Origin of the sequence: Yoonia sp. F2084L (assembly GCF_023015625.1) — a bacterium.
Taxonomy (GTDB): Bacteria; Pseudomonadota; Alphaproteobacteria; order Rhodobacterales; family Rhodobacteraceae; genus Yoonia.
On sequence record NZ_JALKAH010000005.1, the window covers coordinates 524,985 to 536,356 of the forward strand.

The following is an 11,372-nucleotide window of genomic DNA, read 5'->3' on the forward strand; positions in this document are numbered from 1 at the left end:
CACCCGCTGGTGATTCCATTGTTTCAAATATCAATACTATTTTGCACAAAACGGTAAATTCACGTTCAGCATTATGGCAGCTTTGCGGCATTTAGCACGTCTACGTGTATATAAGGCCGAGATTCACACGAGTGTTCACCTTTTGGCAACGATTGTAAGCGTTTTCATGCCGATTAACCAGTTTGTGATAGTGTCGGTTGCTTTGAAGGCCGTTTGTGGCTCAATTACGTTCATCCTAAATTCATGTTCGTGTAACACCTTGTTCTTGTTGAAACACTCCTAATCAGAGAGCTTCCAAATGAAATCCCACCCAATTCGATTGTTCGCAGTCGCCCCCCTCTTTCTTACTGCCATGGCCACAAGCGCAATCGCGCAAGAGGCGGCCATCGCAAGTCCGGCCGTTATTATCGAGGCGAACGCAACAGTCGCGTCTGTCCAGACCGATACCGTTGTCTTTCCCCTGAAAGTCAGCGTTCCTGCAGACGGTACCTACGTCTTTACCTCGCCCGCCGACAGCCCATTGAAGTTGTCTTTGGACGGCGAAGTGATTTTGACTGTTCCTGATTTGGTGGCAGAGAATGCGCAGCCGTTCCGCGCAATCACCACATTGACTGCTGGCGATCACCTGATCCAGTTAGAAGGCGTAGGCCTGACGGTTGAACAAATCGCGCTTATTTCAATGTATGAATTGGGCAGCCAGCCCATGAGCCTGGCTAACACAGCAGCAGCTTTGACGCAGGATGAAGCAACTGCTCTTGCCGCGAACACGGCGAATAGTGCAGCCCCCGCAAGCGATCTGGCCCCGATGGAAACGCAGATGGCGTCTGTGGCGACAGACCGGCAACCCTTCCTGATTGGTGGCGGTTCATCCGAACAAGCGACGGCAACTTCCGCGGTAAGCGGTTCTACCCCGAATGATGCAAAATCGAGTGGCGCGACAAACACACGGTCGGCGACGCCAACATCAATGTCGCCCAGCACACCCAGCGCGGCCCGCGATCGCCGCGAGACCAGTGGATCATCTGGTGGCACACCCAGTTCTAGAGCGGGTGGCGGCGGTGGCGGGTCACCCACGCCGCCTACCGGTGGCGGTGGCGGCACACCGCCGCCCGCTGGTGGTGGCGGTGGTACACCACCGCCGCCCCCGCCGCCACCTGTAGAGATCCCTGCAGATATGGCGCGGACCAGCCCACTGACACCACCTGCAAACGTGACCCTGACACAGGCCGTGCAAATCACGGGTGGGGCGTCTGAAGCGAACGTTGTCGCCAACAGCGGCCAGACATTGTTTGGCCAGGTCATGGACCCCGCAACATTCGACATCATCAATGCAGTTGTGATGCCGTCGGGCCGTGAAACAACCGTTGATGTAGGTGCGACCACCGGTCAGTTTGCCGTTCGTCTGTTCCCAGAAGACCTGACGACAGGCGAAGCAACGGTCACAATCACCGGCGCATCCAGCTCAAGCCCAACCGTGACTTCGGTGCCGGTTGACTATACATTCCAGGCTGGCCTCCCGGCTGATGGTATCACGCAGGCCCTGTCACGCATGACAAACGGCCCTACCGCTGATCTTTATGCACGCGTGCGTCAGATTGGCTTTGAGAACTACGTCAATGAGCAGCTGAACCCGGCTGCAATCAACGATGCTGCATTTGAAGCGATGAACTTTGACCGGATGCTGCGCCGTGATGACACCGGCCAAGGTAACATTCTGAACCGCCTGTTCCGCCACAACCTTGCGCATTCTGCCTTTACCGAAAAGCAGCTGCAGGACGTGATGGGTGATTTCTGGAACAACCACTTCCACGCCGCCACAAAGAACGGTCGCGTGATTGTTCAGAACATCGACGACCGTGAGTTCTTTCGCGAAAACGCGTTCGGCAGCTTCGAAGACATGCTGCTTTACTCTGCGCGTAGCCCGTTGATGTCACAGTTCCTCGACAATGACCGTAGCCGTGGCAGCAACGATCCCAACGATCGCACTGCACGTCTGAATGAAAACTATGGCCGCGAAATCCTTGAACTTCACACTGTTGGTGTGGACGGCGGGTATTCGGCAGAAGACGTGATTCAGGTGTCGCTTGTGTTCACAGGCTGGAACTATCGTCAGACCAACGAAGGCGTTGCCAATCAGGCGCGGACGTATGAGTTTGAATTCCGCGAGCGTGACCATGACACAGCTGACAAGGTCATCCCGTTCCTGAACACAACCATTGCTGGCCGCTCCGGCCCGGACGGTGTGCAGGAAGGCGAAGAGCTGATTGCTATTCTGGCCGACGATCCACGCACGCATAACTATGTTTGCGGCAAGATCGTGCAGCGTCTTGTTGCCGATGTGCCACCTGCAAACTTCGTGCAGACTTGTGTGGCTGCATGGCAGGCAACCGACGGTGATATGGGCGAAGTTGTCCGCGCGATCCTGACCGCGCCTGAGTTCATCACAGCGGTTGAACTGCAGCGGACCAAAGGCAAGACACCTTACGAATATGCCGTATCGGCAATCCGTGCGCTGGGCATGCGCCCTAACGCGACTGATGCTGATGGTGACTTCTTTGACAGGTTCCGCACTGCCACACGCTCTGCAGGCTATGACCCACTTGAATTCCTTGTCCCAACCGGCATGGCAGAAGTGGGTTCCGCCTGGACAAGCTCGGCTGCGATGATCGGCAAATACAACGCCATCACCGATGTGGTTGAACGTCCTGGCACCTACAACCTGGATCTATCAACGAAAATCCGTGAGGCTGGTCTTGAAACTGCTGAAGAGGTTGCTGGCTACCTGCTATCAGTCGCGACAGCAGACCGCTTTGCCCTTGACGAATATGAGAACATGGTCGCGGTGCTGAAAGGTGCGGACGGTATTTTTGAACCGCTCACGCGGAACGAGACAGATGCGTTTAACCGCGCCGCTGGTCTTCTCATCGTCCTTCCCAGCTTCCAATTGCAATAAGCAACGGCTCCAAACCGAACAAGAAAGGTTTCTAAATTGAAAAACCGTAGAGAATTTCTAAAGTCCTCAGCAATGGTAGCCGCTGCAAGTATGGCGGGTATCGCTGGCGCACCACAGTTTTCCTTTGGCCAGTCGGCCGGTGGTAAAACTTTCATCAAGGTCTTCATGCGCGGTGGCGCGGATGGCCTTCACCTCTTCCCGGCGGTTGGTGACATTGAGTATTATAACCATCGCCCAAATCTGGCGATTGGCACGCCAAGTGACACTGACGCCAACTCCGCACTTGATCTTGGCGACACTTACCGTGCGATGAACCCCAACCTTGAACCGTTGATGGAAATCTTTGACGCCGGGCGTCTGATGATCGCACCATCCACGGCGATGGATGACGGCGGTCGGTCACACTTTGACAACCAGCGCTGGATCGGTAAGGGCGCGCGTAACAACGCCATCGACGGCTACCTGAACCGCTATATGCAAGAAAATGCAGGCGTGGATCACCCGCTACGGGGTGCCGTGCTGGGCAAGACATCCATCAGCACGGACATTAAAGGCGCAATTCCGGTGCCCGCCGTGCAGAACAGTGGTAACTTTGACCTTGAGAACCGCAACTTCTGTTCCGGTGCCGGCTGCGCCGATAACCAATTGACCGATATGATGCGCGAGATCGCCTCGCATGAGATTGATCAGCCTGGGCTGGAAGCAGAAGTACGTGACAACCAGTTGATCATGCTCGACTCGATTGCAGAAGTGCAGGCATCCGGTGTAAATTACACGGTTGAAGCAAACGGTCTTAACTATTCAAACAGTTCATTGGGCCGTGGTCTGCGTCTGTGTGCACAATTGCTGAAAGCAGGCGTTCCGCTGGAGGTTGCAGCGCTTGACTGGAACATTGGTTGGGACACACACTCCAACCAGCTTCCCAGCAACTTGGATGGACAGTTTGCAAGCCAAGACCATGGGTACCACAGACGGATCCGTGAAGGTGCAACAGACTTCCTGACTTTCTATCGCGATATGGCAAGCAACTTGGATAACGTCGTTGTTCTGGTTGGTACCGAATTTGGCCGGACGGTGATTGAGAACGGAACACGCGGCACTGACCACGGTAAGGGCAGTAGCTGGTTCGCCTTTGGTGGCCCAACAGCCGGTGGTATTGCACCAGATATCACATCACTTGCCCGCGACCAGTTGTTCCAGAGCCGCTTTGTTCCAACACGGACTGAATATCGTGACCTTGTTGCGGAAATCATGGTCAACCACATGAGCATGCCAACGGCGCTTGTCTCAACCGTGCTGCCTGGTCACAACTTTACGAACCATGGCTTGTTTAACCGCAGTGTAGCGTAACAAAATCTGCCAGTTGAAACTTACCGCGCTGAGGGGCAAACTGCCTCTCAGCGCAATTCGTTTAAAGGCCATGTTCCGGAATGACGTCATCTCCCGATCAGTCATCCAATGCTTCGACGGCCCAAAAGTCTGTCAACACACTGACGAAGTTCATGAATTTGGCTTCGGCAAGTGTGACAATGCTCAACGAACCACTGCGCGTTCCGCGAAAAGCGCCCCCGCCAGAGCTTTATCTCGGCGATAAGTCCTATTCCTTACGGCTGGACGAAGACGTGATGGCCTTCGCCGATCAGGCCGAATTGGTCCAACGCCTACAAGAGTTACCCGAACGCGAAATTGATCTTGTTTTCGCTGGACGCACCGCACTGGACCTGAGTTTTCAGATCCCCAATGGCCCGTTTAACGACCTGCAAGCCATGATCGAAACCGAGTTGGAGTTTCGTTCGCCGATCCAACGCGACCAATGCGTCTGGTTCTGGTCAGCGCAGGAAACCAAAAACGGCGATTGGTTGGTTGAGGGTGCGATTGTTCTGAAAAGCAACATTGACTGGGTCCTTGAGGCGCTCAAAAGCACCGGCAAATCTATCAACCTTGCCCGGCGTCATCGCAGTGACGGCGCGCTGCGGGTAGGGGTTGAGCCGGATTGGCTTAAGAAAACCTCGATCCTGTCCAAAGCCAGCGGTCCTTTCGCGCGTTTGGCGCATATTCCGCCCGCCCTACGCATGCCGATCGCAGCCTTCGCACTGTTCACACTGTCAGTTTTGGCGCTCTATGCCGCGCAATCCGTGCGCTACAACGCTGTCGCCGCTGAGGCTGATCGCGCCAGTGCAGACCTGCGCCAACTGGCCGCCGCGCAAGCCGTCACACAAAGCCTTGGCGACAGGCAAACGATGGGTGAGGCACGCATCGCGGTTATTGGCAAACTTGCGGCCGCGTTACCGGACGGCATATGGCTCGAACAGATGATCGTCGACGATGATGAGCTGACGCTGATTGGCTTTGCGCCCTCTGCTGCAGAAGTGACGCGGCTTTTGTCAACACTGCCTGCGATCACTGACATTGAGTTCGGGTCCCCGGTCACCCGCGACAACACCCAAAACCTCGAACGGTTTCGGATCAACGCCAAGCTAACCGGGGTGCTGTGATGAATAGTTTCTCGTTCTACAACCCCACATTGGTACGGCGCATTGGCACGCTTTTGGTTGTTGGTACCTCTGTCGTGATGGTCTTGCTGACGGTGCTTTTGGCCAACATCGCACGTGGCAATTACAGCGACATCACCAACCAGCAGGATATGATCCTGCGGGCAGAACGCGCCGCATCACAGCAGGCCGCCCCGCAAGTTCTGTCGAATTTCTATGACAATGAAACCCCACAGCTGTCTCAGTCGCAGATGCAAACAGACATGCAGGCACTGGCCGAGCAAAATCAGGTCCGGCTTGAGGTTATCCGCGCCGATCAGATCGAACAGTTAAACGGGGCGCTGCGGATGGCGCTGACGCTGAACGGCGCGCTTCCTGAAAGCCAGCTTGGCGGCTTTTTGGAAAGCCTTGCCGCACACGAACCGCGCATTGTGGTTGAAACCATCTCGCTCCGCCGCGCGCGCAGCACCAACCGAAGCTCTGATGATCGCCCGCTTGCGATCCAACTGAAACTAAGCGGGTTTACAAGGTAGATATGTTGTTATCGCCTCATCTTCAGAGAACGATACCACTGGCCGCTGGCCTTTTGTGTGTTGTGCTTGCGGGTGTCATCTGGATGCCACTGGGGCAAAGCCCCGATGCATCCGACCTTGCCCCGGAACAGGCAGCAGCCCCCGCCGGACCAGACCCGCAGGCCGTGATCGCAGAAGGGGCCGAGATGCTTCTGGCAAGGCCTCTTTTTCACATGACCCGGCGGCCACCTGCCGAGGCAACCGTGGCCACACCTGTGCCTGTCGCTGTCACGATTAGCCTCACCGGCATTGTCGAAAGCGACGACGTTCAGGTTGCCTTGATGCGTTTGTCGAACCAGGCTGAGATGTTCCGTGTCCAGATCGGCGAAAAAGTCGGCAATTGGGAGATCGAAGACATCACCCAAACCTCTGTTACTGTGATCACCCCGGACGGAAAACGCGAAGTCCTTTCCCTCACGCAGGGTAACTGATCACCACATCCCAACGCTGCGCATTGCAATCAAACGCCGTTCCGCAATCTCTTTTTCGATGTCGGCATTGCTGCGTGGACCGCGCTGCGTCTTGAAATGATCAGGTGCGTCCCACCGTTGCTGGCGCGTAGAGGTGAGTAGGGCGTCTGCAAGTACTGAAAGCATGGCTTTTCCTTTCGTTTTGAAGATACCTAATTCTTATTGGCTTTACGGACTTCAAGCGACTCAGTATGATTTTCCATATGTAAGGGGGGCTATCATATGGACTGGCGTGACATTCCATCTCTTGCAGCGCTCCGCGCGTTTGAGGCTGTGGCACGTGCCGGGTCATTCTCGGCTGCGGCACGCGAACTGAACGTCACCCATGCCGCAATTGCGCAGCACGTGCGTGCCATCGAAGCAGACCTCAAGACCTCGCTGCTTGTCCGCGAAGGGCGCGGCATGGCATTGACCGATGCGGGTACTGCACTCGCCGCAGCCCTCAGTGGCGGTTTCTCGCAAATCATCAACGGTGTGAACGCGATTACTGCCGATGCGGAAGCGCGGCCCGTCGCGCTGTCTGTCACCCCCAGTTTTGCAGAAAACTGGCTCATGCCGCGCTATGCAGATTTTTGGGCAAAGCACCCCGATGTCGGACTGTCGATCATGCCCAGCATGCAAGTGCTTGATCTGCGCCGCGAAGGCATCGACATGGCGGTGCGTTATGGCAAGGGCGAATGGCCAGGGATGGATGTGATACCACTGGTCAAAGCTGATTTTACCGTGGTCGGGGCACCTTCGCTGATCGCCGGGCGTGATGTAAGCGGCTTTGCCGACCTCGAAGGCCTGCCGTGGATATTTGAAAACGTGCACCGCGAAGCGCGGCGCTGGGTATCGCTTTCGGGGGTCGATCTGAACTCAAACCTGATCAATGTGGTGCCCACAATTGGCATGGTCATGTCTGCTGTTCGGTCAGGCAAATACCTGACTGTCGCATCAAGCACTATGGTCGCCGATGATATCAAAACAGGTCTTCTGGTTCCCTTGATTAAGAAGAACCTGAAAGATGTGGGATACTACATAGTTTATCCCAAGGGTGTTCTGTCGCCCCGCGCCAAAACGGTGAAGTCGTGGTTGTTGAGTGCGGTCTAACGCGGGCTGCGCTTTGCCAGAATACGCTGCAAGGTTCGACGATGCATCGACAAACGCCGCGCCGTTTCAGACACGTTGCGATCACACAGTTCATACACCCGCTGAATATGTTCCCAACGCACGCGATCCGCGCTCATCGGGTTTTCGGGCGGAGGTGGCAGACCATCTGTGCGGGCCAATAGGGCATTCGTCACGTCAGTTGCATCCGCAGGTTTGGCCAGATAGTCGGTCGCGCCGATTTTGACTGCCGCAACAGCCGTCGCAATCGCGCCATATCCCGTCAGCACAACGATCCGTGCTTCGGGACGACGGGCACGCAGCGTTTCAACCACATCCAAACCATTGCCGTCTTCAAGCCGCAGATCCACAACCGCATAGGCGGGCGGTCGCGCTGTCGACACGGCCTTGCCGGCCGCCACGGACCCTGCCATTTCAACATCAAAGCCACGCTTTTCCATCGCCTTTGCAAGGCGACGCAAAAATGCTTCATCATCATCTACAAGGAGGAGGCTTTTGTCTTCGCCCAGGTCCAGCGCCTCGATATTCATGTTCTGCCCTACTGATATTACTCTACAGAGGTAGGATTGTTGCGGGCCGCGTCAACTCAGCATCGGATACCGCATGTTTCAAGACCGTGCCGCGTCTATCAAGTCGCATTGATCCTTGACCGTTTCGGTTTATCCTTTGGGTCAACAAACGCATTGGATCACAGATCATGCCGCACACCGGTTTCAAGTTTTTCCAAGAGCATGAGCGCAGCAATTGGGTGCGGCTGCGGACCCTCATGGTCCTGCGGTGGTTCGCGATTGCGGGGCAATCTGCCGCGATTTTCGTCGCAGTACGGTTTTATGACATCGAGATTGCGGTCGGGTTGGCAGCGCTCGCAATCACGACAGCGGTCGTTGCGAACCTGGTCTCCTATTATGTTTATCCTGAGAACAAACGTTTGTCTGAAAACCAGGCCACGCTTTGGCTGGTCTTTGATATCGTCCAACTTAGCATTCTGTTGTATTTGACCGGCGGTTTGAACAACCCCTTTGCAATGCTGGTGCTGGCACCGGTGACGATCGCCGCAACCGTCCTGCACCTGAGAAACACCATCTTTCTGGGTCTGACCGCGATGGTGCTGATAACGATCATCAGCACCTATAACCTGCCGCTGGTCAACGCGGACGGCGTTGCGCTGACCTTGCCGCTGTTGTTCCAGTTTGGGTTTTGGATCGCCTTGCTTATCAGTCTGGTGTTTCTGGCACTCTACGCCCGTCAGGTCACAACCGAAATGCATGCGATGGGCGAGGCACTTGTTGCAACCCAGCTTGCTCTGTCACGTGAACAGAAACTCACCGATTTGGGTGGCGTCGTCGCCGCTGCGGCCCATGAACTTGGAACGCCGCTGGCGACCATCAAGCTGGTCAGCAGCGAGCTGAAAGAAGAGCTTCAGGATCATCCGGAGCTTTTGGAAGACGCCGAACTGATCCGCGATCAGGCGGACCGTTGTCGCGATATTCTGCATTCCATGGGGCGCGCTGGTAAGGATGATCTGCACCTGCGACAGGCTCCCATCGAGACCCTCGTCCGCGAGGCCGCGGAACCTCATCTGGGACGCGGCAAATCCGTGCACTTCGATGTTGCACCGCAAGACGACGCAAACCTGACCCAGCCGATTGTCCAAAGACGACCCGAGGTTATTCATGGCCTGCGCAACCTCATCCAGAATGCCGTCGATTTTTCAAAATCCATCGTCACGGTCGATGTCACTTGGTCAAATGATGCAATCAATATCAAAATCTCTGATGACGGGCCGGGTTTTCCGCAGTCGGTTATCGGTCGCATCGGCGATCCTTATGTGAGGCGGCGCAGGTTATCGGAGGATGGCGCGCGGCGACCGGGGTATGAAGGAATGGGGCTTGGGCTTTTTATCGCCAAGACCTTGCTGGAAAGATCTGGCGCAAAGCTGACGTTTTCAAACAGTCGCCGACATGGGCATGCCAGCTGGACCGGCCATGCGACTGGCGGTGCCGTGATTGAGGCAACATGGCCCCGCGAAGTTTTGCAAGACAGCACCCAAGCAACCGGGACCGCACTTGGCCAAAACCAACCAATCCCAATTTGGCCATAGCTTTGCCACTGAGATTAAGGCCGCATTAACTTTCCTGACCGATGCTTTAACAGGGCAGACGACAGGACTGGACAGAATATGTGGATATACGTGGTGGAGCTTTGCGCCATTGTGGGTGCGGCCATTGTGGGTGCTTTCATGATTATGTCGTTTCTACAATCGCGTCAGATAGGGCAGCATCAGCATACCCATGACGCAAAAACGCCGGCAGATTGTGGGACTGTCTTTCTGTTTCAGGACAATGTTCTGGTAGATGCGACCAAGAATGCTTGGGCATTAATTAACCATCGTAGCAAAAGCCTGACGGACTATGACGCCGTCCTCACCGCCATCACCGCCGAGTTTCCCAGCCTAAAGGCAACGCTGGACGATCCCGCGACATCAGATATTCGTATTCGCAGCGCAAGCGATCCATCGGTCTATGTTGATGTGCAGCGGCAAGGCCCTAAGCTTAGAATCGCCATTGGCGGCGAAGAAGAAGCCTATGAAAACGCGGCAAAACGGCTGTCACAGGCATCCATTGACGCCCAATCGTCCCTCATGAAAGATATCTCTGCCAATTCGCCTCAGTTGATCTGGCACGAAGATACTGCGGGCACCCTGCTATGGGCGAATGATGCGTATACCGCCGCTCGCGCAAAATATGATTTGGAAGCGTTTCACGCCATGGCTGATGCGCAGGTCGATCCTAAGGGCCCAACTGTCCAAAGGGTTTCCGTCAAATCGACCGATGGTGAAGATATTGTCTGGTTTGATATCACAAAAATAGCACGGCCGGACGGCGCGCTTTACTTTGCAGATGAAGCAACTGAGCTCGTTCAAGCCCTAAAAACCAAGACCGAGTTCATCCAAACATTGGGTAAGACATTTGGGGATTTATCCATCGGGCTTGCGGTCTTTGATAAAAATCGGCGTTTGGCGGTGTTCAATCCGGCGCTCTTTGAGATGACAAAACTGCCAATTGAGTTTCTCAGCACGGAGCCGACAATCGACACATTTCTGGACCGGCTGCGCGAGCTTCGGATGATGCCAGAGCCGAAGAACTATACGACATGGCGCGAACAATTTATTGCGGTCGAAATGGCCGCAAAAGACGGCACTTACAGCAAAAACTGGACCTTGCCCGAAGGCCAGGTCTACCGCGTCAAAGGCACGCCCCATCCCGACGGCGCCTTTGCGCTGATGTTTGAAGATATCAGCGCAGAGATGTCTCTGACGCGCCGTTTCCGTCTGGATATCGAAACCGGGCAGGCGGTTCTTGATACCCTGACCGACGCCATCGCGGTCTTTTCATCAACCGGTACCATGGTGATGTCGAACAGCGCCTATGGAAACCTTTGGGCGAACAACAGCAGCTCAATGCTGGAACACCGCGTTTTGCAGTCCGAGATGAAAACGTGGCAAGATCAGTGTATCCCATCTGCCATGTGGGACGATATGCGCACGTTCATCCAGCAACTTGGGGCACGCAAGCCTTGGTCAGACCACGTGCTGCTGGAAGATGGACGGCACCTTGCTTGCAAGGCAAACCCGATTGCTGGCGGCATGACGATGGTACGTTTTGTCATCGCACCACCCAAACGCCCGGAATTTCATAAGATCACGTTGCCCGATCCTGCGATCCAGGCCAGCAAACGCTGATTTCCGCTTGCAGCACCGCCGCAACGCCATAAT

General features: G+C 55.4%; 10 protein-coding genes. 8 read left to right on the forward strand and 2 right to left on the reverse strand.

Annotation, left to right across the window (positions count from 1 at the left end):
- The first annotated feature begins 352 nt into the window (after positions 1–352).
- The 5 genes from MWU60_RS16620 to MWU60_RS16640 all read left to right on the forward strand — a co-directional run bounded on the left by MWU60_RS16620 (position 353) and on the right by MWU60_RS16640 (position 6,448).
- A complete protein-coding gene (locus MWU60_RS16620; RefSeq protein ID WP_247228501.1) occupies positions 353–2,953 on the forward strand; it encodes a DUF1800 domain-containing protein in 2,601 nt (866 codons plus the stop codon).
- Between the two features lie 72 nt (positions 2,954–3,025).
- Positions 3,026–4,303, forward strand: a complete 1,278-nt coding sequence (locus tag MWU60_RS16625; protein WP_247228502.1) for a DUF1501 domain-containing protein — start codon at positions 3,026–3,028, stop codon at positions 4,301–4,303.
- 179 nt (positions 4,304–4,482) lie between these two features.
- Positions 4,483–5,448, forward strand: a complete 966-nt coding sequence (locus MWU60_RS16630; RefSeq protein ID WP_247228503.1) for a PilN domain-containing protein — start codon at positions 4,483–4,485, stop codon at positions 5,446–5,448.
- A complete protein-coding gene (locus tag MWU60_RS16635; RefSeq protein WP_247228504.1) occupies positions 5,448–5,978 on the forward strand; it encodes a GspMb/PilO family protein in 531 nt (176 codons plus the stop codon). The genes MWU60_RS16630 and MWU60_RS16635 overlap by 1 nt, the downstream gene beginning before the upstream one ends.
- A 2-nt stretch (positions 5,979–5,980) precedes the next feature.
- Positions 5,981–6,448 (forward strand): hypothetical protein, encoded by a 468-nt coding sequence (locus MWU60_RS16640; RefSeq protein WP_247228505.1) that lies wholly within the window; start codon positions 5,981–5,983, stop codon positions 6,446–6,448.
- Here MWU60_RS16640 and MWU60_RS16645 read toward each other — a convergent pair whose 3' ends face one another.
- Positions 6,449–6,613 carry a hypothetical protein gene (locus MWU60_RS16645; RefSeq protein WP_247228506.1) on the reverse strand — a complete coding sequence of 55 codons (165 nt, stop codon included), beginning with the start codon at positions 6,611–6,613 and terminating at the stop codon, positions 6,449–6,451. It abuts the gene before it with no gap.
- A 96-nt stretch (positions 6,614–6,709) separates the two neighbouring features.
- On the opposite strand from MWU60_RS16645, the gene MWU60_RS16650 reads away from it, so the two are divergent.
- On the forward strand, positions 6,710–7,579 hold the full coding sequence (locus MWU60_RS16650; protein ID WP_247228507.1) for a LysR family transcriptional regulator: 870 nt from the start codon (positions 6,710–6,712) through the stop codon (positions 7,577–7,579).
- Here the strand turns inward: MWU60_RS16650 and MWU60_RS16655 are convergent.
- Positions 7,576–8,127: an ActR/PrrA/RegA family redox response regulator transcription factor gene (locus tag MWU60_RS16655; RefSeq protein ID WP_247228508.1), complete on the reverse strand. Its 552-nt coding sequence runs from the start codon at positions 8,125–8,127 to the stop codon at positions 7,576–7,578. The genes MWU60_RS16650 and MWU60_RS16655 overlap by 4 nt on opposite strands.
- A gap of 167 nt (positions 8,128–8,294) precedes the next feature.
- On the opposite strand from MWU60_RS16655, the gene MWU60_RS16660 reads away from it, so the two are divergent.
- Together MWU60_RS16660 and MWU60_RS16665 are read left to right on the forward strand one after the other, a co-directional pair.
- Positions 8,295–9,698: a sensor histidine kinase RegB gene (locus MWU60_RS16660; protein WP_247228509.1), complete on the forward strand. Its 1,404-nt coding sequence runs from the start codon at positions 8,295–8,297 to the stop codon at positions 9,696–9,698.
- A gap of 78 nt (positions 9,699–9,776) precedes the next feature.
- Positions 9,777–11,339 (forward strand): PAS-domain containing protein, encoded by a 1,563-nt coding sequence (locus MWU60_RS16665; RefSeq protein ID WP_247228510.1) that lies wholly within the window; start codon positions 9,777–9,779, stop codon positions 11,337–11,339.
- The last annotated feature ends 33 nt before the right edge of the window (positions 11,340–11,372 follow it).